The 25,220-nt window shown below is 74.9% G+C and carries 19 protein-coding genes and 1 tRNA gene; 8 read left to right on the top strand and 12 right to left on the bottom strand.

Annotated features, from left to right (window positions below):
• Positions 1-10: 10 nt before the first annotated feature.
• Complete coding sequence (locus ACYVO2_RS14055; protein ID WP_461008089.1) at positions 11-1,798, bottom strand: putative bifunctional diguanylate cyclase/phosphodiesterase; 1,788 nt, start codon at positions 1,796-1,798, stop codon at positions 11-13.
• A 454-nt stretch (positions 1,799-2,252) separates the two neighbouring features.
• On the opposite strand from ACYVO2_RS14055, the gene ACYVO2_RS14050 reads away from it, so the two are divergent.
• Together ACYVO2_RS14050 and ACYVO2_RS14045 are read left to right on the top strand one after the other, a co-directional pair.
• Positions 2,253-3,446: a M6 family metalloprotease domain-containing protein gene (locus tag ACYVO2_RS14050; RefSeq protein ID WP_461008088.1), complete on the top strand. Its 1,194-nt coding sequence runs from the start codon at positions 2,253-2,255 to the stop codon at positions 3,444-3,446.
• A gap of 67 nt (positions 3,447-3,513) precedes the next feature.
• Complete coding sequence (locus ACYVO2_RS14045) at positions 3,514-4,770, top strand: M6 family metalloprotease domain-containing protein (protein WP_461008087.1); 1,257 nt, start codon at positions 3,514-3,516, stop codon at positions 4,768-4,770.
• 120 nt (positions 4,771-4,890) lie between these two features.
• Here ACYVO2_RS14045 and ACYVO2_RS14040 read toward each other — a convergent pair whose 3' ends face one another.
• From ACYVO2_RS14040 to ACYVO2_RS14030, 3 genes are all read right to left on the bottom strand, one after another.
• Positions 4,891-5,988 carry an LLM class flavin-dependent oxidoreductase gene (locus ACYVO2_RS14040; RefSeq protein ID WP_461008086.1) on the bottom strand — a complete coding sequence of 366 codons (1,098 nt, stop codon included), beginning with the start codon at positions 5,986-5,988 and terminating at the stop codon, positions 4,891-4,893.
• A 203-nt stretch (positions 5,989-6,191) separates the two neighbouring features.
• Positions 6,192-6,797: a hypothetical protein gene (locus ACYVO2_RS14035; RefSeq protein ID WP_461008085.1), complete on the bottom strand. Its 606-nt coding sequence runs from the start codon at positions 6,795-6,797 to the stop codon at positions 6,192-6,194.
• A 102-nt stretch (positions 6,798-6,899) separates the two neighbouring features.
• Positions 6,900-8,369: an NAD-dependent succinate-semialdehyde dehydrogenase gene (locus ACYVO2_RS14030; protein ID WP_461008084.1), complete on the bottom strand. Its 1,470-nt coding sequence runs from the start codon at positions 8,367-8,369 to the stop codon at positions 6,900-6,902.
• Between the two features lie 399 nt (positions 8,370-8,768).
• Here ACYVO2_RS14030 and ACYVO2_RS14025 point away from each other — a divergent pair, with 399 nt between their 5' ends.
• Both ACYVO2_RS14025 and ACYVO2_RS14020 read left to right on the top strand, forming a co-directional pair.
• Positions 8,769-9,524 (top strand): IclR family transcriptional regulator, encoded by a 756-nt coding sequence (locus ACYVO2_RS14025; RefSeq protein WP_461008144.1) that lies wholly within the window; start codon positions 8,769-8,771, stop codon positions 9,522-9,524.
• Between the two features lie 80 nt (positions 9,525-9,604).
• Positions 9,605-9,677: transfer RNA gene (locus ACYVO2_RS14020), tRNA-Lys, on the top strand.
• Positions 9,678-10,361: 684 nt separating this feature from the next.
• Here the strand turns inward: ACYVO2_RS14020 and ACYVO2_RS14015 are convergent.
• Together ACYVO2_RS14015 and ACYVO2_RS14010 are read right to left on the bottom strand one after the other, a co-directional pair.
• Entirely contained in the window at positions 10,362-10,640 is a 279-nt protein-coding gene (locus tag ACYVO2_RS14015) for an acyl carrier protein (protein WP_461008083.1), read from the bottom strand.
• A 151-nt stretch (positions 10,641-10,791) separates the two neighbouring features.
• Complete coding sequence (locus ACYVO2_RS14010) at positions 10,792-11,619, bottom strand: AfsR/SARP family transcriptional regulator (protein ID WP_461008082.1); 828 nt, start codon at positions 11,617-11,619, stop codon at positions 10,792-10,794.
• 302 nt (positions 11,620-11,921) lie between these two features.
• Here ACYVO2_RS14010 and ACYVO2_RS14005 point away from each other — a divergent pair, with 302 nt between their 5' ends.
• The 4 genes from ACYVO2_RS14005 to ACYVO2_RS13990 all read left to right on the top strand — a co-directional run bounded on the left by ACYVO2_RS14005 (position 11,922) and on the right by ACYVO2_RS13990 (position 17,841).
• On the top strand, positions 11,922-12,233 hold the full coding sequence (locus tag ACYVO2_RS14005) for a hypothetical protein (protein ID WP_461008081.1): 312 nt from the start codon (positions 11,922-11,924) through the stop codon (positions 12,231-12,233).
• Positions 12,230-14,569: a TOMM precursor leader peptide-binding protein gene (locus tag ACYVO2_RS14000; protein WP_461008080.1), complete on the top strand. Its 2,340-nt coding sequence runs from the start codon at positions 12,230-12,232 to the stop codon at positions 14,567-14,569. Before ACYVO2_RS14005 ends, ACYVO2_RS14000 begins: the two co-directional genes overlap by 4 nt.
• A gap of 77 nt (positions 14,570-14,646) precedes the next feature.
• Positions 14,647-16,305: a SagB/ThcOx family dehydrogenase gene (locus ACYVO2_RS13995; RefSeq protein WP_461008079.1), complete on the top strand. Its 1,659-nt coding sequence runs from the start codon at positions 14,647-14,649 to the stop codon at positions 16,303-16,305.
• Between the two features lie 96 nt (positions 16,306-16,401).
• Positions 16,402-17,841, top strand: a complete 1,440-nt coding sequence (locus ACYVO2_RS13990) for a sensor histidine kinase (protein ID WP_461008078.1) — start codon at positions 16,402-16,404, stop codon at positions 17,839-17,841.
• Positions 17,842-17,871: 30 nt separating this feature from the next.
• Here ACYVO2_RS13990 and ACYVO2_RS13985 read toward each other — a convergent pair whose 3' ends face one another.
• From ACYVO2_RS13985 to ACYVO2_RS13960, 6 genes are all read right to left on the bottom strand, one after another.
• Positions 17,872-18,477: a response regulator transcription factor gene (locus ACYVO2_RS13985; protein ID WP_461008077.1), complete on the bottom strand. Its 606-nt coding sequence runs from the start codon at positions 18,475-18,477 to the stop codon at positions 17,872-17,874.
• A gap of 243 nt (positions 18,478-18,720) precedes the next feature.
• Positions 18,721-19,071, bottom strand: coding sequence for an acyl carrier protein (locus ACYVO2_RS13980; protein WP_461008076.1), 351 nt, complete (start codon positions 19,069-19,071; stop codon positions 18,721-18,723).
• Positions 19,072-19,172: 101 nt separating this feature from the next.
• Entirely contained in the window at positions 19,173-21,017 is a 1,845-nt protein-coding gene (locus tag ACYVO2_RS13975) for an acyl-CoA dehydrogenase family protein (RefSeq protein ID WP_461008075.1), read from the bottom strand.
• Entirely contained in the window at positions 21,014-22,819 is a 1,806-nt protein-coding gene (locus tag ACYVO2_RS13970; RefSeq protein WP_461008074.1) for a fatty acyl-AMP ligase, read from the bottom strand. Before ACYVO2_RS13970 ends, ACYVO2_RS13975 begins: the two co-directional genes overlap by 4 nt.
• A gap of 518 nt (positions 22,820-23,337) precedes the next feature.
• Positions 23,338-23,559, bottom strand: coding sequence for an acyl-CoA carboxylase epsilon subunit (locus tag ACYVO2_RS13965; RefSeq protein WP_461008073.1), 222 nt, complete (start codon positions 23,557-23,559; stop codon positions 23,338-23,340).
• An 8-nt stretch (positions 23,560-23,567) separates the two neighbouring features.
• The gene (locus ACYVO2_RS13960) at positions 23,568-25,112 is read right to left on the bottom strand and encodes an acyl-CoA carboxylase subunit beta (protein ID WP_461008143.1); all 1,545 of its coding nucleotides are present in this window, start codon (positions 25,110-25,112) and stop codon (positions 23,568-23,570) included.
• Positions 25,113-25,220: the final 108 nt, after the last annotated feature.

The raw sequence follows: 25,220 nt of genomic DNA, 5'->3' as shown, positions 1-25,220 counted from the left end.
GGCCCGGCGCCTATCCCCCTCCGCCCGCGCGCGCGGGCACCAGCGGTTCGCCCCTGAGCATGGAGCCGATGCGCTCCGGCGAGGCGGGGCCCGCGTAGAACCAGCCCTGCGCGGTGTCGCACCCGATCGCGTGCAGGCGCTCGGCCTGCTCCGCGCTCTCCACGCACTCGGCGGTCACCGTCAGGCCCAACTGGTGCGCCAGCCGCACCAGGGCGGTCACGATGGTCTCGTCCGCGGGGTTGGGCGGCTGGTCGGCGCCGAAGCCCCGCACGAAGAGCCCGTCGAGCTTCAGCGCCCGCACCGGCAGGCGGCTGAGGTAGGCGAGGTTGGAGTAGCCGGTGCCGAAGTCGTCGATGGCGATGCGCACCCCCATGTCCGACAGGTCGTTGAGGGCTTGGAGGGGCCGCCCGGCCGAGCCCATCACCGCGCTCTCGGTCAGCTCCAACTGGAGCAGTTGCGGCGGCAGTCCGGTGCGCTCCAGGATCGCGGCCACATCGGCGACGAGGTCGGAGTCCCACATCTGGCGGACGGCCACGTTGACGCTGACGAACGGCGCGGCCTCCCCGTGCGCCAGGTGCCAGCGGCGCGCCTGGTGGCAGGACCGCTCCAGCACCCACCGGCCGAGCTGGACGATGGCGCCGTTCTCCTCCGCCAGGGGGATGAACCGGCCCGGGGAGAGCCGCCCCAGCTCCGGGTGCTCCCAGCGCACCAGCGCCTCCACGCCGCGCAGCACTCCGTCGCCGAGTCCGACCAGCGGCTGGTACTCGATGGTGAACTCGTCCCGGTCCACGGCGGGACGCAGGTTGCTGGACAGGGCGAGCCGGGTCATGCGGTGGGCGTTGCGCTCGGGGTCGAACAGCGCCCAGCGGGCCTTGCCGTCGGCCTTGGCCCAGTACAGGGTGGTGTCCGCGGCCTGCATCAGGGCCGTGGTGGTGGCGCCGCGCACCGGGCGCTCCACCACGCCGACGCTCGCCGAGACCGTCAGCCGCTGCCCCTCGATGTCGAACGGGCGGCCGAGCGCGTCCAGCACCGCGGTGGCGAGCGCGGTGGCCTGGGCGGTGCCGCGGGAGCCCGCGAGGAGCACGGCGAACTCGTCCCCGCCGAGCCGGGCCACCAGGTGCCCGTCCGGCCGCGCGCAGTCGGTGAGGCGCTCGGCCACGGCGGTGAGCAGCAGGTCGCCGACGTGGTGGCCGAGGGTGTCGTTGACGGCGCGGAAGCCGTCGATGTCCAGGTAGCACAGGCCGACCCGGTGGTCGGCCTCGTCGTCGCCCAGCACCGCGGCGAGGCGGTCGAGGAACATCTCGCGGTTGGGCAGCCGGGTCAGCGGGTCGTGGGTGCGCAGATGGCGCAGGCGCCGCTGGAGGTCGCGCCGGTCGGTGATGTCCTCCGCGGTCAGCAGGGACCAGGCGGGGCCGCCGTCCGCGGTGTCCAGCGGGGTGAGGGTCACCCGGGCCCAGACGGTGCGGCCGTCGGGGTGGCGGATGCCGCGGGTGTAGCGCAGCCGCCGCCGCTCGCCGCGGAGCAGTTCGTGGTAGCGGGCGCTGGTGCGCGGGTCGCCGTCGGCGGCGGGGCCGAGCCGCCCGCCGTCGCCCTCGCCGAGGGCGCGCAGCGCCGGCGTGGGATCGCGGACGCAGCCCTCCCGGTCGACCAGGCCCATGGCGATCCCGGCCGCCGCCAAGGCGTCGCGCAACTGTTTCGCGGAGAGCTCATGACGCTCCGTGATCGCCGTCGTGAGGAGGTGCCCGTCACTCGAACTGCCCACTGGCCCGTCCACAGCTCGCTCCCGCTTGGCAGTCATCTCGCAAGTCGTCCGGGTGCCGCACTGGAAATGTGGCGATCATAGAGGGCCCGGGCGGGCTCCACCAGCGCCGTTCACGGTGATTCCCTGGAGGGCACTCGTTCGAACGACCTTCTCCGATGATCACTGACGGTAGTCAGTTGATCGTTTGTTCGGAGCGCTGACGGAGTATTCACGCTGCGCGCACAGCGCGCTCGGTGACGCGCGGGTGACCCATCCGTGACGGGCGCATGACAGACGCAGGTGGGGGCGCCCCCGGGCCCGCGGCACCCGCTCCCGCGGCGGCGCGCACGCCGTGCCCGCGGGCGGGCGCGCCCCGGCCGCACCCCCGGCTCGTGCCGGACTCACGCAGAACTCGAGTCGTACCCGAGACACGCCCAAGGGACCTGCGAGGTGTGCCCGAGCGGCGTAACAAAAGGGGTCGCGGTCCGACATTCCGCCCAGCATGGTCCCTATGCGGAGCCACCTCTGCGGCGCCACGGCCATCGTCGCGGCCCTGACCCTTTCCCTCGCCACGGCCGGCCCCGCCTCGCCGGACGGGCCGGAGAGCCGGTGCGCGTCGGTGCGGACCAGGGCCCACCACTCGGAGGGCCTGGACACCTGGAACCGCTCCTACACCCGTCCCGTCGGCCGGGTGGACGCGGCCCTGGTGTTCCTGAGCTTCCCCGACTCGCGGCCGGTGCTGACCACCGACCAGATAGCCGCCGACCACATCCCCGACACCCAGGGCTTCTTCGACACCGCCTCCTACGGAAGGTTCGACTTCAACCTCGTGCCCGTCCCGGGGTTCGTCCCGATGCCCGACGCGTCCACCGACTACCGGATCGAACGCGACTGGGACGCCGAGCCCCGCAGGCGCTTCCTCGCCGACGCGGTGGACGCGGCCGACCCCCACGTGGACTTCCGCGAGTTCGACGCCGTCTTCTTCGTCGCCGACCCGGACGCCCCGGGCGTGGACCCCGACGCCACCAAGGTCGTCAACCTGGCCCGGCCGATCGTCGCCGACGGCGTGCGGCTCTCCCACATCGGCACGATCTTCGAGGCGCACCCCCCGGACCCGCACGTGTTCGCGCACGAGAGCGCCCACGTCTTCGACCTGCCCGACCTGTACCGGCGGCCCGCCGCCGGCGACCCGCACGGCGACTGGAACAGCGAGGTCGGCGACTGGGACCTGATGGGCGACCAGAAGGGCCTGTCCCCCGACCCGTTCGCCTGGCACAAGTGGAAGCTCGGCTGGCTGGAGCCCGAGCAGGTCGTGTGCCTGCCCGAACCCGGCCGGGCCACCGCGCGCCTGGCGCCCGTCGAGGTGCCCGGCGGCGCCAAGCTCCTCGTCGTCCGGCTGGACGACACCACCGTGTACGCCGTGGAGGTGCGGGCCCGCGCGGGCAACGACACCCGCTCCTGCGCCGAGGGGGTCCTGGTGTACCGGGTCCGCTCCGACGTCCGGTCGGGCGCCGGGCCCATCCGGGTGATGGACGCCCACCCCGCCACCTCCGCCTGCCAGGACACCGCCGTCCACCCGCCGCTCGCCGACGCCCCGTTCGCCGTCGGGGAGGAGTTCCGCGACGACAGGAACGGCGTGGTGGTCAGGGTGACGGGGCGGGAGGAGGACGGCACCCACACGGTGGAGGCCGTCAGGACCGAATGACCGGGCGCGGCGCCCGCCCCGCGACCCGCACGCACGGCAGGTGTCCCCGACTACCCAGGGAGGCCGAGTGGAGCAGCCGACCCGTCCCGCCGCTGGCCCCATACCCGCCCTCGTCCGGCGGGCCAAGACCGCCGCCGTCACCTTCGCCGTGGCGATGACCACCGCGGCCCCCGCCGCCTCCGCCCTGCCGCCCGCGCCGGGCCCCGCCGACCCGTCGCTGCCCGGCCCGTGCGCGCTGCCTGCCGTGCCCGGGGTGACCATGTCGGAGGGCTTCCCGGTGGACCACTCCGTCTACGCCCGCGCCACCGGCCGGGTCCGGGCGCTGGTGCTGTTCGTCGACTTCCCCGACGCGCCCGCGCAGGAGGGCGCCGAGCGCCGGTACGCCGAGTTCTTCCCCGCCGCCCAGCAGTGGTTCACCACCAGCTCGTACGGCAAGCTGCGATACGAGCCCCACCCGGTCATGAAGTACTACCGGATGCCGCGCGGGTTCCGGGAGTACGGGATCGAGCGCGGCTACGGGTGGCGGGTGCACGAGCGGATGATGCGCGACCTGCTGAAGGTCGCCGACCGCGAGGTGGACTTCAGCCGCTACGACCTGGTCAACGTCCTGGTCACCCCGAACGCGGGCCCGCCCGCCGCGCAGAGCGTGCTGTCGGTCACCTGGACCGGCGCCACCGCCGCCGTCACCGACGACGGCGCCCGCCTGGACAAGGTGTCCGTCCTGTACAGCCACGACGCCGCGGGGCACCGGGTGCTCAACCACGAGAACGGGCACATCTTCGGCCTGCCCGACCTGTACGCCGGGCACGACTTCCGGCGCACCGACCGGTGGGCGGGCCAGTGGGACATGATGTCCCTGGACTGGGGCCTGCACAGCGACTTCCTGGCCTGGCACAAGTGGAAGCTGGGCTGGCTGGAGCCCGGGCAGGTGGGCTGCGTGACGCGGCGCGGCACCACCGAGCACGTCCTGTCGCCGGTGGAGGTGCCGGGCGGCAGGAAGCTGGTGGTCATCCCGGCCCGCAGGACCGGGGCGTTCGCCCTGGAGGTCAGGAGCAGGCAGGGCAACGACAGCGGCGGGTGCAGCGAGGGCGTCCTGCTGTACTGGCTGCGCACGGACGTGCCCTCCGGGCAGGGCCCGGTCCGCGTTCTGGACGCCAACCCGGCGACGGACGCCTGCCGGTCCAGCAGCACCTCCTTCAACTCCCACAACGACGCCCCGTTCGCCGTGGGCCAGAGCTACCACCACGAGCCGACGGGCACGCTGGTGCGGGTGGTGGCCAAGGACGCGCAGGGCCGGTACACCGTCCGGGTGACGAAGGGCTGACGGCCCGCCCGGCCGACCGCGTGCGTCCAGGCGGGCGGCGGCACCGTCGCGGTGCACCCGGGCGGCGCGCCCGCGACGACGCGGCCCTCCACCGCGGAGCGAGCTCGGCGGGCCGAGCGGTCACCCCGTCCCGTACACCCCGGCCACGATCTCGTACGACCGCAGCCGCGCCTCGTGCCCGTGCACATTCGAAACGATCATCAGCTCGTCCGCCTGGGTGAGCTTGACCAGCTCGTCAATGCCCTCGCGCACTCCGGGACCGTCGCCGTGGATGACGTTGCGCAGCCAGTGGGCGGTGAACTCCTCCTCCAGCGGGGTGTACGGGTACGCCTCCGCCTCCTCCGGGGAGGGGACCAGGCCGGGGCGGCCGCCGCGCAGCCGCAGCATGGCCAGGGCGCCGGAGCGGGCCAGCCGCAGCGCCTCCGCCCCGGTGTCCGCGGCGACCACGGACGCGGCCACCATCGCGTACGGCTCGTCCAGCACCCGGGAGGGCCGGAAGCTCTCCCGGTACAGCTCCAGCGCGGGCAGGGTGTTCTGCGCCGAGAAGTGGTGCGCGAAGGAGAACGGCAGACCGAGCGCGCCCGCCAGCCGGGCGCTGAAGCCGCTGGAGCCCAGCAGCCACACCGGCGGGCGGCCGGTGCCCGGCACCCCGCCGGGCACCTTGCCCTGCACGGGCCCCGGCACGGCGTGGACGCGGGCCAGCGGGTGGCCGTCGGGGAAGGAGTCGTCGAGGAACGCGGTCAGCTCGGCGAGCTGCTGCGGGAAGTCGTCGGCGCCCTCCGCCGCGGACCTGCCCTCGGTGCGGCGCAGCGCGGCGGCGGTCGCCGGGTCCGTGCCGGGGGCCCGGCCGAGGCCGAGGTCGATCCGCCCCGGGTGCAGCGCCTCCAGCAGGCCGAACTGCTCGGCGATCACCAGCGGCGCGTGGTTGGGCAGCATCACCCCGCCGGACCCCAGCCGGATGGTGCGGGTCGCGGCGGCGAGGTGGGCGAGCAGCACCGCGGGGGCCGAGCTGCCGACCCCGGGCATCGAGTGGTGCTCGGCCACCCACAGCCGGTGGTAGCCCCAGCGCTCCGCGCGGCAGGCCAGCTCGGTGCTGGTGGCGAGGGCGTCGCCCGCGGTCTGGCCGGTGCCGACGGTGGCGAGGTCGAGCACGGAGAGCGGCACCGGAGCCGAGCCTCGGGCGGCACCGCGGATCGGGTCGGGGCGGTGGGTGGTCACGGCGCGCGCTCCTTCGCGGGTCGGGGTTCGTCCCCGCGCACAACCGGACCACCTCTCCGGATATTCCTCGCCGGCGGCGGCCCCAGGAACCGGTGGCCGCGCCGCCGTCCGGACGCCGGGCGCCGGGCGCCGGTCCCGGGGCCGCGGGCCCGGCCCGGTGCTCAGGGCGCGGTGCTCAGGGCCCGGTGCTCACGGCTCAGGGCTCACGGCTCCAAACGGTGGCGCACGAACTCCGTCAGCTCGTCCTGGCCGATGACGCCCTTGTCGGACCTGACCACCAGGGTGGGGAAGCCGGGGTCGGCCGGCCGGGTGAGGTCGATCACGGCGACCGGCTCCTCCCACTCCTCGCAGCTCTGCGTGCACTCGAAGTACGGCTGGGTGAACACCAGCGCCTCGCCGAGCGGGGTCCGCACCCGCTCGGCGCCCGCGCGCCGGTCGGCGGGGACGTCCTCGGCGGACCGGTACGCGCCGTGCCGCCCGTTGCCGGGCTTGGCGGTGCCGTCGTGCCGGCAGTCGGGGCCATACACGGTGAGGACGACCGCGCTCTCGCCGTCCGACTCCAGGGCGCTCCAGGTGGCCGGGCACCCGTCGCCCGCGGTGTCCGGCGACGTGGTCAGCCGCTCCCCGGCCCCCACGCTCACCCCGAGGGACATCTGCGGCCGGTCGATCCGCCGGACCTCGTACCCGGTGGCCGACACGCTCGGCGACGGGCTGCCGGTCGGCGCGGGGTCGTCTCCTTCGCCGCCGCCGTCCCCGCCGCACCCCGCCACCACGAGCCCGGCCACGGCCACGGCCACCAGACCACGCACTCCCCGCACCGCTCCCCCGTCCACGTCACGTCGATCGCACTCGCCCGGAGGGGACGGCCCCGGGCCCGCGGCGGTTCCCGCGGGCCGCCGCCGGGCGTGGCCTCACACGTCCACCGCCACGTACTTCACCTCCAGGAACTCCTCGATGCCGACCCGGCCGCCCTCCCGGCCCAGGCCCGAGTGCTTGACCCCGCCGAACGGGGCGGCCGGGGTGGAGACCAGGCCCTTGTTGAGCCCGACCATGCCCGCCTGAAGGCCCTCGGCGTAGGCCACCGCGCGGCGCAGGTCCCGGGTGAAGACATAGGACACCAGGCCGTACTCGGTGTCGTTGGCCAGCGCCAGCGCCTCCTCGTCGGTGTCGAACGGCACCACCGGCGCGACGGGCCCGAACACCTCCTCCTTCAGCAGCCGGGCCTCCGGCGGCACGTCGGCGAGCACCGTCGGCGCGTAGAAGTAGCCGGGGCTGTGCTCGATGTGGCCGCCGGGCAGCACGGCCCGCGCGCCCGCCGCGACCGCGTCGTCCACCAGCGACGCGACCTTCTCCAGCGCGGCGCCGTCGATGAGCGGCCCGACCTCCGCGTCGTGCTCGGTGCCGCGGGCCACCTTGCAGGCGGCCAGCCTCGCGGCGAGGCGGTCGGTGAACTCCTCCGCCAGCGAGCGGTGGGCGTACATGCGGTTGGCGGCGGTGCACGCCTCGCCGGAGTTGCGCAGCTTCGCGGTCACCGCGCCGTCCACGGCCCGGTCCAGGTCGGCGTCGGCGCAGACGATCAACGGGGCGTTGCCGCCCAGCTCCATGGAGGTGCGCAGCACCTGCCGGGCGCTCTGCTCCAGCAGGGTGCGGCCGACCTCGGTGGAGCCGGTGAAGGAGACCTTGCGGACCCGCCCGTCGTCCAGCAGCGGCGCCACGACCTCCCCCGCCCGGGTGGTGGTGAGGATGTTCAGCACGCCGTCGGGCAGCCCGGCCTCGCCGAGGATCCGGCCCAGGGCCAGCATGCTCAGCGGCGTCTGGTGCGCCGGTTTGACGATCATGGTGCAGCCCGCGGCGACGGCCGGGCCGATCTTGCGGGTGCCCATGGCCATGGGGAAGTTCCACGGGGTGATCAGCACGCACGGCCCGACCGGCTGCCGCATCACCAGCAGGCGCCCGCCGCCGTCCGGGGCCCGCTGCCAGTCGCCGCCGACGCGCACCGCCTCCTCGGAGAACCAGCGGAAGAACTCCGCCGCGTAGCGGATCTCCGCCCGCGACTCGGTGACGGGCTTGCCCATCTCCAGCGTCATCAGCAGCGCCAGGTCGTCCTGCCGGTCGATCAGGATCTCGTAGGCGCGGCGCAGCACCTCCCCGCGCTCGCGGGGCGCGGTGGCCGCCCAGGCGGGCTGGGCGGCGGCGGCCGCGTCCAGCGCGGCGAAGGCGTCCTCCGGCCGGGCATCGGCGACGGCGCACAGCGGCGAGGCCACCGACGGGTCCTCCACCTCGAACTCCCCGCCCTCGGCCGCGGGACGCCACTGCCCGCCGATGAGCAACTGCTTGGGCACCTGCTCGACCACGCACTTCTCGTACTTGTCGTCAGCCACGTCGCTGCCCGCCTTCCTTCCCAGTGCCCTGCCCGGCCGCCTCGTCCGGGTCCCCCGCCGCGGGCCGGCCACACCCCGGCCCGCGCCCGGTACGGCGAATCTCCCCCGTCCGGGCCGCGCCGCCGTGGCCGCCGCGCCGCCGTGGCCGGAACGGGTCACCGCGTGCACCCGTCCGCCCCGGCGGAACCGGCGGCACGGGTGACACGGCGGCCCCGGGACCGCCCCGGGCCGCGGCCCGGATCCGGGCCGCCGCGGGCTTGCGCAACGGCCACCTCGCGCCCGCGCGTTGGGGCTATGGTGGTATCCGGCCCAGACGCCGGGCCCGGAAGAACGTCAGCACCGTCGGTGACCGGTTGCGACGGCAACGACGCGAACGGTCACACCTGCGAGGGGGACACCGTGGCGCTGGAGCACGGACAGGTCGCACCGGCGGGCGCGGTCCACAACGCGCTGCGCCTGCTGGAGACCGTGGACCGGCACGAGCACGGCGTCTCCGCCGACCAGCTCGCCCGCGAGCTGAGCCTGCCCGGCGGCACCGTCGCCCACCTCATCGGGATGCTGCTGCGGGAGAACTACCTGCGGCGCCTGAACGGCGGCGGCTATGTGCTGGGCGAGGCCATGCTGCGGCTCGGCGGCTCCGACCGCCGCCGCGAGCTCGGCGAGCGGCTGCACGCGGGCCTCGGCTCGCTGCGCGACGAGGTGTCCGCCGCGGTGTACTTCAGCCGCTACGACAACGGCGAGATCGTCATCGTCGACTGCGCCGACAGCCCGCTGGCGCCCCGGGTCAGCGAGTGGGTGGACTTCCGGGCGGCCGGGCACGCCAGCGCCATCGGCAAGTGCCTGCTCGCGCAGCTCGACCACGACGGCCGCCGCGAGCACCTGTCCCGGCACCGCACCGCGCGGCTCACCTCGCACACGATCACCGATGAGCGGCTGCTGCTGAACCGGCTGGAGAAGCACCCGGCCACCGCCCCGGTGCTGGACCTCCAGGAGTACGCGCCCGGCACGGTGTGCGCCGCCGTCCCGGTGACGGCGGGCTCGGCCGCGGGGTGCCTGGCGCTGTCGATGCCGGTCGGCCAGACCTTCCGGCTGCGTCAGGCCGCGGAGCTGCTGAACCAGCGGGCGGCGCCGCTGATGCTCTCGCTCGCCCTGTGAGCCCGGCCACGGCGGGACCCGCTCGGCGATCTTGGCGCGGAGCACCCCCCGGGTTCGGGTAGTATTTCGTCCGTCAGCGAGCGCCGCTAGCTCAACTGGCAGAGCAGCTGGCTCTTAACCAGCGGGTTCGGGGTTCGAGTCCCTGGCGGCGCACCTGAGAAGAAGGCCGCTCTCCCTTCGGGAGGGCGGCCTTCTTGCTGTCCGGGTCCGCCTTGCTCGTCCCGGCCCGCCTGCTGTCCCGGTCCGGCTTGCCGGTGCAGGTCCGGCTTGCCGGTGCGGGTCCCTCCGCGGTGGGCGCGCGGTCCCCGTGGAGCGGCTGAACGCGGGGACGTCAAGATGGCGGCATCATGCATGCATCGTGAACGGACACCGGTTCGTGCCATGAGTCCGTCATATGCCAGGCAGGCCGCCGGACGCGGTTTTCTGTGCAGTTTTCGGGAGGTTTTCGGGCAGATCGCGAGATCGTCACGCCCGGCGAGGCGGCCGGGAGCGGGGCGGCGGGGCCCTGAGCGGGCGGGCCGGGGCCCGGCGGGCCGCCGGTAAGGGGGGCGGCGAGGGCCGAGGGGGGCGTCGGCCGGCGGTGGGCGGGGGTGCGAGGCGGCACACGGCGGGCTCCCGTCGGCTCGGCGGCGAGGACGCGTCCCGGTCGGGCGGGCGCGGTCCTCGTCCCGTCGTCCCCAGGCACACCCCTGTGCATCTCACGAACCGCTCGCGAGCGGTTCGTGAGCGGCTCGACACCCGGCCGGGCGGCACCTCGCGGGGGTGGCCCGCACGGGCCCGCGGACACGACGAAGCCACCGCCGGACGGATCGTCCGGCGGTGGCGGGGCGGTCGCCGCTACGCGGCTCCCGCGGAGGCTCCGGTCCTGGTGGTCAGCAGGGCCGCGAGGCCCGCGACCGTGGGGTGGTCCCAGGCCGCGGTGGGCTCCAGGACGATGCCGAACTCGTCCTCGATCTCACCTGTGAGGCCGATGGCGGCCACCGAGTCCAGGCCGTACTCGGTGAATGGCACGTCGACGGCTATCCGGCTCCGGTCGCACCGCAGGTGCAGGCTCAGGCGGTCGATCAGCCAGTCGCGGAAGACGCTCTCCCCTGTGTCGGGGTCCAAGGTCTCCATGGTCTGCTCCTTACGGAAACGCCGGAAAGGCTCCGGTGAACGTGACGCGGCGGTGCGTGGGCATCTTGAGTTCGGTACCTCAAGCCCCACTCGAAGTCGCGTCGATCGTCACCGGAGCCTTGACCGGCCCGCGGGGAGTGCTACAGCCGGGTCACACCGCGAAGCGCTCGGGGATCCGGCCCCCGCGGCCTCCGCGCTCGTCCAGCGCCGGGTCGCAGGCGAGGACCGCCCGCTGGAGGCGCTGGAGCCGGGGGGAGGGCTCGAGCCCGAGCTCCCCGACGAGGGTGTCGCGCAGCCTCGTGTAGACGTCCAGCGCCCGCCAGGGCCTGCCGGACCGGTACAGCGCGATCATGTACTGTGCCTGGAGGTCCTCGTGCAGCGGGTGCTGCGCGGCGAGCACCGCCAGTTCACTGAGCAGCTCGTGGTGGCGGCCCAGGCGCATCTCCGCGCCGATCCTCCGCTCCAGGACGCCGAGCCTGTCCTCCTCCAGCCGGGTGACCTCCAGCTCGAGCCGGGCTCCCACAGGGACGTCGACCAGGGCTGGACCGCGCCACAGGTCCTGCGCCTGGCGAAGCAGCCGCACCGCCGCCTCGTCGTCGCCGGCCTCGAGCGCCTGGCCGCCGGCGGTGGCGAGGCGGTCGAACTCGTGCGCGTCCACGGAGCCCGGCGGGACGTCGAGCAGGTACCCGCCGTGCCGGGTGACCAGGACGTCCTTGGCCTGCTGGCCGCTGCCGGGATTGCACTTCTCCAGCAGGTCGGCGATCCGCCGACGGAGCTGGAGGATGTACGTCTGCAACGTTGTCGGGGCGCTGCGCGGCGGTTCCGCGCCCCACAGCTCCTCCATCAGAGAAAGGACGGGCATGACCTCGTTCGCACGGATGGCCAGCAGCGCCAGCACCTGGCGCGGCTTGCCCGCGCTCGGCACGATCGAGACGCCGTTCTCCTGGGCCGTGAGCGGTCCGAGTACTCGTATCTCCATGGTCTTTTGGTCCCCCGGCTTGGGTTAGTCCGACGGTGTAACAGGAGAAACGGTTGAGGCCCCCTGCAACGCCGGACCGGTCGGGCTTGACCGACCGTGGATGCAACATGTCATGACGGGCGAAACGGGGGCCAGTGAGAGCATCACGAGACTCTTCCTGAGCTTCTCCGACGCCCACCATGAAGATTTCAGGCTTTGACCATGACATGGCCACTGGTGACCAAGGCTGACGCCACCGCAGACTCCTCAGCAACAGTCGCCGCCGCCAGGGCGGCGCTTGCTGTGAATGGGGGAAGCAACCAATGCACGACACGACCGTGGTGGCGAGCGCGGCCGGTGCCTCAATCGGCGAGGAGCGCGAGCTCTCCGCCGTCGCACCGGACTCCGCGGCAGGCGAGCTGCCCGAGCTGGTCATCGAGGAGCTGGACCCCTGGTGGGGCGCTCCGCTCACCGAGCACGCCAAGGGAGAGGCGTTCTGCTTCAGCACCCCCGAGGCGGGCTTCTGCTTCAGCACTCCCGAGGCGGGCTTCTGCTTCAGCACCCCTGAGGCGGGGTTCTGCTTCAGCACTCCCGAGGCGGGGGGTCCTGAGCCGGTGTCCGGAAGCCACGCGTGAGAGTACGCGACGAGGACGGTCCCTCCGGGGGCGGGCTGCTGGGCTTCAGACCCCATCTGCGCGCCGAGGTGGTCCCCGGAGAGGCCGCCTACCTCTTCTCCGAGCGCGGCGCCCTCGCGGTGGCAGGGGCGCGGCTGGAGGAGCTGGTACCCCTGCTCGACGGCACGCGGGACGTGGACGGCCTCGTCCGCGCCCTGCGCGCCGCCGGCGGGGCGGGCGGTGAGGACCCCGGTCCCGGCGGCGCGGACGACTCCGTGCGGCGCGAGGTGGAGGAGCTGGTCGGGCGGCTGACGCGCGCCGGACTGCTGCGGCGCGTGACCCCCGACGCGGCGCCCTGCCCACGTGCCGAGGCGGCCGAGGTCTACTGGGGCCTCGCGGGCCTGGACGGCGCGGCGGCGCACGCCCGCACCACCGCGGCGACCGCCCGGGTGACCGCGGTCGGCGGCGTCGACACCGCGGAGGCCGAGTCCGCGCTCGCGGCGTCGGGTGTGCGCCTGGTGGGCGAGCGGGACGCGGCCGACCTGACGGTGGTGCTCTGCGACGACTACCTCCGCCCCGAGCTCGCCGAGATCGACGCCGCCCAGCGCGCCGAACGTCGCCCCTGGCTGCCCGCGCGCCCCGTCGGCGCCGAGCTGTGGGCGGGCCCGGTACTCCGCCGCGGCGGCCCGTGCTGGCACTGCCTGGCGCACCGGCTGCGCGGCCACCGGCAGGCCGAGGACCGGGTGCAGCGCGCCCTGGGCCGCAGCGGCCCGGTGCCGCGCCCCGCCGGCGCGGTGCCCGCCCTGGACGGCGTCGGCGCACGGCTGGCCGCCCTGGAGGCCGTCAAGTGGCTCGCCGGCCATCCCTCGCCCGCCCACGAGGCCGTCTGGGTGCTGGACACCCTCTCCCTCCAGGGGCGTCCCCACCCGCTGCGGGCCCGCCCCCAGTGCCCGGAGTGCGGCGACCCGACGCTGGTGGCACGGCGCGTCGCCCGCCCGGTCGTGCCCGCCCCCCGGCCCAAGGCGTCCGTCGAGGGCGGCGACCACCGGGCGGCCCCGCCCGAGCAGGTGCTCGCCGACTACGGCCACCTGGTCAGCCCGGTCACCGGCGTGGTCAAGGCGATCGAGCGGGACCGGCGGGGCCCCGCCGGTCTCAACGTCTTCCGGTCCGGGCCCAACGTCTCCCTGGGCCACGGCAGCCTCGGCGAGCTGAGCGCCGGGCTGCGCGGCGAGAACGGCGGCAAGGGCGTCACCGAGACGCACGCCCGGGTCAGCGCGCTGTGCGAGGCGCTGGAGCGGCACAGCGGCCACTTCCAGGGCGACGAGCCGCGCGTGCGCGGCTCCTACCGGGAGCTCGCCGACCGCGCCGTGCACCCGGACGCCTGCCAGCTCTACCACGAGCGGCAGTTCCTCGACCGCCGCCGCTGGAACGCGGGCCACAGCGCGATGCACCACGTCGTGGAGCCGTTCGACGAGGGCGCCGCCATCGACTGGACGCCCCTGTGGTCCCTCACCGAGCGGCGGCAGAGACTGCTGCCCACCTCGCTGCTGTACTACCGCGCCCCGGCCTCGTCGGGGCGCCGTTTCGCGTTCGCGGACTCCAACGGCAGCGCGTCCGGCGCCAGCCTGGAGGACGCCCTGGTGCACGGGTTCCTGGAGCTGGTGGAGCGGGACGCGGCGGCGCTGTGGTGGTACAACCGCACCCCCCTGCCCGGGGTGGACCTGCGCTCCTTCGACGACCCGTGGGTGGCGCGGACCGCGGCCCTGCACGACGGGCTGGGTCGCGCGGTGTGGGCCCTGGACCTCACCTCCGACCTGGGCATCCCCACCACGGCCGCGTTCTCCCGGCGGACCGGCGGCGGCCCGCAGGACATCGTGTTCGGCTTCGGCACCCACTTCGACCCGGCCGTCGCGCTGCGGCGGGCGCTCACCGAGGTGAACCAGATGCTGCCCTTCGTCGTCGACGCCAAGCCGGACGGCACCGGCTACGCGACCCGCAGCGCCGAGCTGGTGCGCTGGTGGACCGCGGCCACCGTCGAGGAGCACCCCTACCTGCTCCCCGACCCGCGGGCGCCGCTGCGCGCCCGGGGCCACCACCGGTACGAGCCGCGCGCCGACCTGGCGGACGACATCGCGGCGATCGAGTCCCTGGTCCGCTCCCACGGCATGGAGCTGCTGGTGCTGGACCAGACCAGGCCCGACATCGGCCTGCCGGTGGTGAAGGTGGTCGTTCCCGGGTTGCGGCACTTCCGCGCGCGCTTCGCGCCGGGCAGGCTGTACGACGTGCCCGTGAGGCTGGGACGGCTCCGGGCACCGCTGTCGTACGAGGAGCTGAACCCCGTCCCCATGTTCGTCTGACCCGTCTGATGACGGCACACCCCCGAGCCGTCCGCGCGTCGCTCCGGCCCGCGCGGCAACCGACGCAAGGAGCACCCGTGGCCACCGAGCCCTGCTTCACCGGTGACCCTCGCGTGCGACAGGTCGAGCTGTGGTCGCTGCGCGAGGACGTCGATCTGGAACTGGACGCCGACCAGGCGCTGATGCGCACCCCATGGGGCGGGGTGCGGCTGAGGAACCTGGGGCCGATGGCGCGCGAGGCGCTGCGCCGCATGACCTTCGGCCCGGTGTCCCTGGACAACGCCGTCTCCGGGCGGCTGAAGGACGCCTCCGCGCCGGGCGCGGGGCCGTGCTCCGTCCGCGGTGAACTGGCCCAGCTCCACATGCTGCTGAACCAGCTCCAGTACCTGGTGGTGCGCTCGCTGGCGGTGGAGTCCACCGACCCGCCGCTGATGTCGGTGGTGCCGATGACCCGCCGCGCGATGTTCGCCCCGCCGCGCGAGCTGACCGGCCCGGCCCGGCTGTCCCGCTTCGCCAGCCTCCGCCCGGAGGACGGCGAGCTGGTGCTGGAGTCCGCGCTGTCCCTGCACCGGGTGGTGCTGCACCGCCCGGACGCGGCCTGCCTGGTGGCGGCGCTGGTGCGGCCGGGCACCGCGGAGGACGTCGCCAAGGCCTTAGGGATGCCGGAGGAGGTCGCGACGGACGTGATCCGGTACCTGGTGGGGGCCGGGATGGTGGTGCTGGCCGAGCCCGCGGGCGAGCCCGGCGCCGCGGCGGACCGCGCGACGGTGCGGGGCGGGCCCGCCCCGGTCTTCACCGAGGACTCCGACCCGGCGCTGGTGACCTGGTCGGGCCGGGACATGCTGTTCCACTCGCGCAGCCGCCGGGGCCGCCACGACGAGCCGTACGGCGCGACCTACCCGTTCCTCGGCATGGTCTCCCCCGAGCCGCTGCTCAAGCCGGTGCCGGACGGGCCGCGCGTCCCCCTGCCCCGGCCGTCCCTGGAGCGGCTGCTGGAGGGCGACATGCCCCTGACCGCCGCCCTGGAGCGGCGCCGCTCCATCCGGGCCTACGGGGACGACCCGGTGACGGTGGAGCAGCTCGGCGAGCTGCTGTACCGGTCGGCGCGGGTGCGGGCGGTGTTCTCCACGTCCTCCGACAGCTCGGGGCGCATGATCGCCACCTCGCGCCCGTACCCGAGCGGCGGGGCCGCGTACTCGCTGGAGATCTACGTGACGATCGGCCGCCCCGCGCCGGGCGCCGGGCGCGGCATCTACTACTACGACCCGAGCGGGCACGCGCTGGTGCTGGTCAACCGGGACGAGAACGACATCAGGGAGCTGCTGTACGCGGCGCAGACCGGGGCGGGCCTGAACTCGCCGCCGCCGGCCCTGATCACGCTCACCTCGCGGTTCAGCCGGGTGTCGTGGAAGTACCGCGGGATGTGGTACGCCGCGATCCTCAAGGAGGTGGGGGTGCTCCAGCAGACCCTGTACCTGGTGGCCACCGCGATGGGCCTGGCCCCGTGCGCGCTGGGCGGCGGCGACGCCGAGACCGCAGCGCGGGCCTTCGGCCTGGACTGGCGCGCGGAGTCGAGCGTCGGGGAGTTCATCCTGGGCCCGAGGGAGCCGGAGGACGACGCGGGGCCGGGCGCCGCGCCGACCCATCTGGGCATGCCCGACCTGGTGACCCACCCGGTCAACGACGCCGACTGGGCCGCTCGCTGCCCCGACGCCCCACCGGGCGACGAGGAATGACACGTTCAGGTTCGCGGCCGGGCCGCGCCGCGTAGGCTCCAGACAGCCACCCGTCCGCGATCACTGGCTGCTTGCTTATCATTCGCGAGGAGATCCATGTCGGGCATCAGTCGTTTCACGAGGGGCAGACGCCGCCCGCCACTCGGAGAACGCGTCGGACATGACGACGCGGACCGGTCCTGGACCACCTCCGACGACGACCCGAGCGGGGCCCGGGTCAGCCCGCGCCCGCAGATCGCCCCCCGCTTCGCCCTCGCGATCGTGTCGGTGATCATCGTCGCCTCGCCCATAGCCGCCGTGTTCAACCTGCTGGACCGGCGGCCCAGCCAGCACGTCATGCTCGCCAGCCTCGCCACGCTGTTCACCCTGACCGTGCTCCAGTTCGGGCACCTGGCCTGGCACCGCACCCTGAAGCGCACCAGGCGCGGGCCCACGGCGCTGCTGGTGCAGGCCCTGCTGGTCTACACGCCGTTCCTGTGGGCGCGCAACGGCTGGGTGGGCGCGCCCTACTTCCTCGCCGCGTCCACCCTGCTAGTGCTGCCCCGCCGCTTCGCCTGGACGGTGTTCGCCGCGGTGTGCCTCACCGTCCCTGCCGTCCACCGGTCGGTGGGGGCGTCCTGGTTCGACACCGCCTACTACGCGGTGAGCACCCCGGCGCTCGGGCTCGCCGTGTTCGGCCTGACCCGCCTGGCCGACCTGGTCAAGGAGCTGTACGACACCCGCGCCGAGCTGGCCAGGCTGGCGGTGACGCAGGAGCGGCTGCGCTTCGCCAGGGACCTGCACGACCTGCTGGGCTACAGCCTGTCGGCGATCACGCTCAAGAGCGAGCTGGTGTACCGGCTGGCGGACCGGCACACCGCCCGCGCCAAGCAGGAGCTGGAGTCGGTGCTGGTGCTGTCCCGGCAGGCGCTGGCGGACGTGCGCGCGGTGTCCAGCGCCTACCGGGAGATGTCACTCGGGGCGGAGTGCACCTCGGCGCGCTCCATCCTGTCGGCCGCCGACATCGACGTGCGGATCGACGTGGACACCGACGAGATGAGCGGCGCGGTGAACACGGTGCTGGCCACCGTGCTGCGCGAGGGCGTGACCAACCTGCTGCGGCACAGCAAGGCCCAGCGCTGCGAGATCAAGGCGCTGGTGCTCGACGGCGCCGCCCGGCTGACCGTGGTCAACGACGGGGTGCGCCCGCCGCTGGGCGACTCGCCGGGGCGCAAGGGCACCGGCATCGAGAACCTGGCGCAGCGCGTGGAGGTCCTCGGCGGCGGCCTGGAGGCGGGGGTGGGCACGGACGGGCGGTTCCACCTGGAGGCGTGGGTGCCGCTCGATCCGCGTAGCGGCGAGCACGGGGAGGACGAGGACGGCGCGGGCCGGGACGGGCGGCCGGGCCCCCGGGAGGCGGGCCGGGGCCGGGACGGCGGGGCGGCCGGGGCGAAGGGCCCGCGGCCGGACCAGGGCGCCGCGGCGGGCCCGGGCGGCGAGCGGGACGGCCAGGGCGGCGCGCCCCGCGGGTGCGGCGCCGACGGCACGGCGGCGTGAGCGGCGCCGCCGTCCCGTGCGCGGGGCCGGTCAGACCCAGCCGGACTCCTGGGCCATGCGGATGGCGTCCACGCGGTTGCGCGCGTTCAGCTTGGCGACGATCGCGGTGAGGTAGTTGCGCACCGTGCCGGGGGAGAGGAACAGCCGGGCCGCGATCTCGACGGCCTCGGCGCCGCCCGCCGCCAAGCGCAGCACCTCCACCTCGCGGGAGGTGAGCGGGTTCTCCACCGCGTCCCAGGCGGCGATGGCCAGTTGCGGGTCCACCACCCGCTGCCCCGCGGCGACCCCGCGGATCGCCCCGGCCAGCCGGTCCGGCGGGGCGTCCTTGAGGATGAACCCGGACACCTGCGCGTCCATGGCCCGCCGCAGGTTACCTGGTCGGCCCAGGCTGGTGAGGATGAGCACCCGGCACTGCGGCAGTTCGCGGCGCAGCGCTCCGGCGGCGGTGATGCCGTCGATGCCGGGCAGGTCGATGTCGAGTACGGCGACGTCGGGGCGGACCTTGAGCGCCGATGGGAGGATGTCGTCCCCCGTCTCGACCTCGGCGGCCACCTCGATGTCGGGTTCGAGCTCCAGCAGGGCGACGAGCGCGCCCCGCACCATGTTCATGTCCTCGGCCAGTAGGATTCTGATCACCGTGCTCCCCCGTCACATGCGGCTCTTACGTATCCGGACTGGCGGTCCTGGTAGAGCGGCTCCCCGGTAGCCGAGCCACTACGGTCGGCGCTCGTGGTTACGGCGAATCGTAGAACACAATCCCAGCGGAAAGACCCTGTTCGCACGCATGTACGCACAGGCGCGCACCCAGTGCGGCACGAGCGGAGCCCGGGCGGTACGGTGGCGCGACTCGAGCGCCGCTCCACCCGGGCTCCGGAGCGGTCACCCCTGCCCGTGCGGCGCGGTGCGGCGGTCCTTGGGGCGCGATGTGGCCCGGGGCGCGGACCGCTGGGCGGGCGGCGGGGTCGGGTGGCCGTTGATCTGCTCGGTCAGGTGCTCGGCCAGCGCTTCCAGGGTCGGGTAGTAGCGGGTCGCGGCCAGGTCCAGGGTGATGCCGAACTCGTCCTCTATGGCGCCGCGCAGGGTGAACGCGGCCAGGGAGTCCAGCGCGTACTGCTGGAGCGGTACGGCGTGGCCGATGTCCCCGGGTTCCACCCGGAGCCGTTCGGCCAGCCGCTCGGCCAGCCACTGGCGCACGACGGGGAGGGTCACCTTCGGAGCGGGGTTCGTCATCTGCGGTGCTCCTTCGCGTGGGCGGCGATTGACGTGACCTTACGTGGGAGTAGGGGCCGGTGGGCGGCGGTCGGCGCGAATCCCGGGGCGGCCGCCCGGTCTCAGCGGGCCGTCCCCGTGGGACACGGCAGCAGGGTGAAAGTCTCGCCCGACCGGTACCGGTGCGCCAGTTGCCGCCCCATGCGCTCGAAGACGTCCTCCTCCCCCGCGGCCCCGCCCGGCGGGGCCGGGACCACCTGGAACGGCCTGTTCCACGGCCGCAGCCGCACCCGCAGCCGGGCCAGCGCGGCGTGCAGCCACAGCCCGTCCGGCCAGCTTCCGCGCACCGCCTCGCTGTGCCGCCACACCCCCAGGCAGGCGGACGCGGTCAGCAGCAGCCCGCAGCGGCGGGCCCGGTCGCGCACCTCGGGCGGGACCGGCCCCGCGGGGGCCGGCCACACGCACGGCCACTGCCCGTCCTCGCGGTGCAGGGCGGCGGCCGCGGCGGCGATCCCCTCCGCGTGGTGGGCGGCCCCGGCCAGGGCGGGCTCGTGGTCGGCCGCCCGGCGCAGCGCCAGCGCGGAGCCGGGCAGCGCGGCGAGCAGGCCGCTGCCGCGCCGCACCGGAAGGCACAGCAGGTCCAGGCGGGCGGCGGGCGGGGGCGCGGCGATGTCGAACATCTCACCGGGCACGGGCAGGACGGCGGCGTCGCCGGGGCCGGCCGGGTACGGGCCGCGCAACTGGGCGGCGACGCCGGGCAGGCCGGCGGCGGCGCTCCCGTCCAGCGCCTCGGCCGCGCGGTGGTCGCGCTCCAGGCGGGCGAACGCGCCGGACGGCCCGCCGCCGAAGGGCAGCGCGCGCGGGGCGGCGACCTCCCGCAGTTGGGCCAGCACCTCCTCGGTCATGGCGGGCACCAGGTGGCGCACGGCCGCCGAGGTCGGGCCGAGCTCCGCGGGCGCCAGGTGCACCCCGCGGGCCGCCACCGCGCTCAGCGCCTCCATGGCCAGCAGGTCGGCGTACGCCTCGCCGAGCACCCGCAGCTCCGCCGAGTGCCGGAGCCCTTCGCCGTGCGGCCCCTCGGACAGGGCGCCGCGCTCCCGGGCGGCGCGCAGGGCGAGGCGCAGCGCGTGGTCGGCGGCGCCCAGCGACAGCGCCGGGGTGAGCACCCGCACCAGTTGCGCGGCCTTGAGCAGGATCTCCACGCCCTGGCCCGGCGCGCCGATCCGGGCGGAGAACGGCACCTCGGCGCCGTCGAAGACCACTCCGGCGGGCCCGGCCCCGCGCACGCCCAGGGTGGGCACGGGGGGCAGGCGGCGGAACGAGCCGGGGCGCAGGGCGCGGGTGTCGGCCAGCAGCAGCGTCAGGCCGCGCGGCCCGCCGCCGGGCGCGGTGCTCGCCAGCAGGCACAGCAGCCGGGTGTCCGCCCCGCCGCCGAGCAGCCACTGCTCGCCGTCGAGCAGGTAGCCGTGGTCGGTGGGGCGGGCGGTGAGTCCCGCGGCGGCGCCGGCCGCGGCGAGGGGGGTGCCGCCGGGCGCGCCGCCGCCGGGGCCGCCGGGCCGCTGCCCGGTGAGGCCGAGCGCGACGGGCTCGCCCTCGAGCACCAGTTCGGCCAGCGCGCGGGCCAGCCACGGGCCGCCGCCGATCCAGGCGCACACCGTGCCCAGGAACGTGCCGCCGTGCGCCACGGCGGCGGTCAGGTCGCGCCGGGCCACGGTGCGCAGCAGGCCGAGCAGCTCCTGGTAGCTGGTCAGTTCGCCGCCGAGCGCGGCGGGCACGTAGTGGCGGTGCAGCCCCCAGCCGTCCAGCCAGGCGCGGGCCCCGACCGGGTCGGCGCCCCAGCCGCGGGCGGCGTCCGCGCCCGGCCCCGACGCCTCCGGGTCGCCGAGGAAACGTTCCAGCCGCTCGGCCGACCCCGGCTCCCGCGTCCCGGCGGCCGTGCCCTCCCCGCCGCGCAGCGCCGCCGTCACGGCCGTTCTCCCGGGGCGCCCGGCCGCCCCGCCCCGCCCGCGCCGACCAGGCCGTCCACATCGGGCGAGAGCATGGCGTGCAGCGGCTCGACCCGGCCGCGCAGGAACAGGTCGCGCATCACCGGGCGCTGCACCTTGCCGCTGGTGGTGCGGCGCACCGTGCCCGGCCGCACCAGCAGCACCCCGGCCACGGCGATCTCGAACTCGCGGGCCACGGTGTCCCGCACCCGGCCGGCCAGGTCCGCCAGGTCCAGGTCGTAGGAGCCGCTGGTGCGCACCTCCTGGATGAGCACGGCCTGCTCCCGCTCCTCCCCGGCCGGGCCCGCCGGCACGCTGAAGGCGGTGCAGAAGCCGAACCGCGAGTTGACCTGCTGCGCCACCCGCTCCATGTCCTGCGGGTACAGGTTGCGGCCCGCCACGATCATGATGTCCTTCAGCCGCCCGGTGACGAACAGCTCGCCGTCCACCAGCGTGCCCAGGTCCCCGGTGCGCAGGAAGCCCTTCTCGCCGCCCGCGGTGGCGCGGGCGAAGGTCTCGGCGGTCTCCAGCGGCCGGTTCCAGTAGCCGCGCGCGACGCTCTCGCCGCGCACCCAGATCTCGCCGATCCGGCCCTCGGGCAGCACCCGCAGGCTCTCCGGGTCCACGATCCGCAGCTCCAGGCCGCTGTTGACGGTCCCGCAGCCGACCAGCTCCCGCACCTCGGCCCGGTCCGCGCCGTCCGGGGCGGCCGCCTCCTCGAACCGGCCCTCCTCCAGCGCCCTGGCCGCCACCGCGACGGTGCGGGCGGGCCCGCCGGGGGTGCCGCCGGTGACCATCAGCGTGGCCTCCGCCAGCCCGTAGCAGGGCCACAGCGCCCCGGGGCGCAGCCCCACCGGGGCGAATCTGCGGGCGAAGGCGCGCAGCGTCTCGGCGCGCACCGGCTCCGACCCGTTGCACGCGCTCTCCCAGCGCGACAGGTCGAGCCCTTCCATCTGCTCGTCGGTGACCCGGCGCACGCACAGGTCGTACGCGAAGTCGGGGCCGCCGCCCGCGGTGATGCCGTACTCGGTGATCGCCTGGAGCCAGCGCACCGGGCGGCGCACGAACATCTCCGGCGGCATCAGCACCGCGGTGCCGCCCACCGACAGCGGGAACAGCAGGTGCCCGATCAGGCCCATGTCGTGGTGGAACGGCAGCCAACTGCCCGTCACGGTCTCGCTGGCGCCGCCCAGCGCCTTGGCGATGACCTCCAGGTTGGCGAGCAGGTTGGCGTGGGTGACCACCACCCCCTTGGGGTCGCTGGTCGAGCCCGAGGTGTACTGGAGCAGCGCGACGTCGCCCGGCCCGGTGCCCGGCTCGCGCCACGGCGGGGCCTCCTCCCGGAAGGCGTCCGTGGCCAGGCAGGCGACGCGTCCGTAGCCGTTCTGGGCCAGCAGCAGTGACACGCCGGGAGCGCTCTCCGCGTCGGTGAGGACCGTGTCCGCCGAGGTGTCCTTGACGATCCCGACCAGGCGCTCGGTGTTGTGCCTGACGGTGCCGGGCGGCGGGGCGGGGACGGCGATGGCCCCCGCGTAGAGGCAGGCGAGGAAGCTCGTGGCGAACAGCCTGCCGGAGCCGTGGACGACCAGCACGGGCTTGCCCGCGGCACCGCGCTGCTGGAGCCAGCCCGCGAGGCGGCGGGCCTCGGCGTCGAGCAGCGCGTAGGTGACCCGCTCGCCGCGCATCCGGCCGGCGTCCTCGTGGAGCAGGACGAGCGCGTCCCTGCCGGCCCCGTGAGCCGCGTGCGCCCGAACGAGTTCGGTGAGATTCCGGTACTCGGCCAAAGCCGCCCCCTAGTTGGATTCCCGTTCACCGGTGCCGTGGCCCTTCGCGCGGTGTTCGTGCGCTCACAGCACAGCAGTGCAACAACGAGACTCCGCTCCGGGGCTCAACCTGAACTAGAGCGTGGCTGGGCCAAGCTCGCGGGCATATGCCCAGTTGACCGGCCCTCCGGAGGCACTCGACGGCGCTCTCAGCAATGAGGGCCTCGCCTCGCGGTATTTCACTGTCCGGCAAGTCACCTGCGTCCCGGCAGGTGGGTGGGGTATGGAGGGGTCTGGAGGCGGAGGCTTCCGTTCCGAAGACTCCGGTTGAGCGGTCTCGCGGCCGCCTCGGTGCCGCGGCCGCCTGTCGCGGGCGGACCGCCCCCGAGTGGGGGTGGCCCCTTCGGCCAAGTGGCGTGAAGGTCCCGCAACGGGCCTTCGAAGGACCTGGGAAGGACCTTCAGGGGTCGCCGAGGACGCCCCGCGGGCACCGCCCGCCGGGCGTTCCGTCCGGCCGGCCCGGTCGGCCGCCCCGGGCCTCAGCTACCCGAGGCCCAGGACACCGGGGTGCGGTTGCGGTCCTCGCGGCGCCAGCGGGCGGGGCGGCGCGCGGTGTGCCCGCCGTCCTCCTCTCCGCCGCCGCCGCGCCCGGCCACCATGGCCAGCACCGCCGCGACCGCCGCCAGCTCCGTCGCGTCCGGGGCGCCGCGCACCACCCGCAGCACCGGCTGCCCCTCGCCGTCCTCGCGTTCCGTCGTCATCGCCGCCGTCACATCGGGGGGTTGCCGTGCTTGCGGGAGGGCAGCGTGCCGTCCTTGTCCCGCAGCATCTCCAGCGACCTGATCAGGATCTCGCGGGTCCTGGCCGGGTCGATGACGTCGTCCACGAGGCCGCGCTCGGCCGCGTAGTACGGGTGCATCAGCTCCTGCTTGTACTGCGCCACCAGCTCCGCCCGGGTGGTCTCCGGGTCCTCGGACGCGGCGATCTCCCGGCGGAAGATGACGTTCGCGGCGCCCTCGGCGCCCATCACCGCGATCTCGTTGGCGGGCCAGGCGAAGGACAGGTCCGCGCCGATGGAGCGGGAGTCCATGACGATGTACGCGCCGCCGTACGCCTTGCGCAGGATGAGCTGGATCCGCGGAACGGTGGCGTTGCAGTACGCGTACAGCAGCTTGGCGCCGTGGCGGATGATGCCGCCGTGCTCCTGGTCCACGCCCGGCAGGAAGCCGGGGACGTCCACCAGGGTCACCAGCGGGATGTTGAAGGAGTCGCAGAACTGCACGAACCGGGCGGCCTTCTCCGACGCCTCGATGTCCAGCACCCCGGCGAGGGAGGACGCCTGGTTGGCGATGATGCCCACCACGTGGCCGTCGAGCCGGGACAGCGCGCAGATGACGTTGGTCGCCCACTGCGGGTGGCACTCGAAGAACTCGCCGTCGTCGACGATGTCCTCGATCACGTCCCGCATGTCGTAGGAGCGCACCGGGTCGGTGGGGACGATGTCCAGCAGGCGCTCGTTGCGGCGGTCCGCCGGGTCGGCGCAGGGCACCACCGGCGGCAGCTCCCGGTTGTTGGAGGGCAGCAGGGAGAGCAGGTAGCGGACCTCCTCCAGGCACTCCAGCTCGTTGTCGTAGGCGAACGTGGCCACACCGGACTTGGTGGCGTGCACGTCCGCGCCGCCGAGCTCGTCCTGGGTGACCTTCTCGCCGGTGACCGCCTGCACCACGTCCGGGCCGGTGATGAACATCTGGGAGGTGCCGCGCACCATGAAGACGAAGTCCGTCAGCGCCGGGGAGTAGGCCGCGCCGCCGGCGCAGGGCCCGAGCATCACGCTGATCTGCGGGATCACCCCGGAGGCGAGCGTGTTGCGCTGGAAGATCCCGCCGTACCCGGCGAGGGCGGTCACGCCCTCCTGGATCCGGGCGCCCGCGCCGTCGTTGAGGCTGACCAGCGGGGCGCCGGCCTGCCGGGCCAGGTCCATGATCTTGTGGATCTTCTGCGCGTGCGCCTCGCCGAGGGCACCGCCGAAGATGCGGAAGTCATGGGCGTAGACGAACACCTTCCGGCCGTGCACGGTGCCCCAGCCGGTGATCACGCCGTCGGTGTACGGCTTCTTGTCCTCCAGGCCGAAGCCGGTGGCGCGGTGCCGCCGCAGCGTCTCGATCTCGGTGAACGAGCCCTCGTCGAGCAGCAGCTCCACCCGCTCACGGGCGGTCAGCTTGCCCTTGGCGCGCTGCGCCTCGGTGGCGCGCTCGCTCGGCCCGGCGTACGCCTGCGCCCGCTTGGCCTCCAGGTCGGCCACCGCGGCGCGCATGCCCGCGGGCGCGGCGGACGGCTTCGGCGGCCCGGCGCTCTTCGCCGTGTCAGGCCGGGCGCCGTCGCGCGGCGCCGCACCGAGAACCGTCTCACTGACGATCGTCAT

The sequence above is a fragment of the Streptomyces capparidis genome (assembly GCF_054782095.1).
Note: the sequence above shows the minus strand (reverse complement) of the source record. Positions and strands in the feature narration are given on the sequence as shown.

Excerpts from the sequence above, each read along its gene's own strand:
- ACYVO2_RS13965 (WP_461008073.1), bottom strand. The coding sequence starts at position 23,559 with ATGACGACGGAACGCGAGGACGGCGAGGGGCAGCCGGTGCTGCGGGTG.
- ACYVO2_RS13990 (WP_461008078.1), top strand. The coding sequence starts at position 16,402 with ATGTCGGGCATCAGTCGTTTCACGAGGGGCAGACGCCGCCCGCCACTC.
- ACYVO2_RS13980 (WP_461008076.1), bottom strand. The coding sequence starts at position 19,071 with ATGACGAACCCCGCTCCGAAGGTGACCCTCCCCGTCGTGCGCCAGTGG.
- ACYVO2_RS14010 (WP_461008082.1), bottom strand. The coding sequence starts at position 11,619 with ATGGAGATACGAGTACTCGGACCGCTCACGGCCCAGGAGAACGGCGTC.
- ACYVO2_RS14015 (WP_461008083.1), bottom strand. The coding sequence starts at position 10,640 with ATGGAGACCTTGGACCCCGACACAGGGGAGAGCGTCTTCCGCGACTGG.
- ACYVO2_RS13960 (WP_461008143.1), bottom strand. The coding sequence starts at position 25,112 with ATGCGCGCCGCGGTGGCCGACCTGGAGGCCAAGCGGGCGCAGGCGTAC.
- ACYVO2_RS14005 (WP_461008081.1), top strand. The coding sequence starts at position 11,922 with ATGCACGACACGACCGTGGTGGCGAGCGCGGCCGGTGCCTCAATCGGC.
- ACYVO2_RS14055 (WP_461008089.1), bottom strand. The coding sequence starts at position 1,798 with ATGACTGCCAAGCGGGAGCGAGCTGTGGACGGGCCAGTGGGCAGTTCG.
- ACYVO2_RS14050 (WP_461008088.1), top strand. The coding sequence starts at position 2,253 with ATGCGGAGCCACCTCTGCGGCGCCACGGCCATCGTCGCGGCCCTGACC.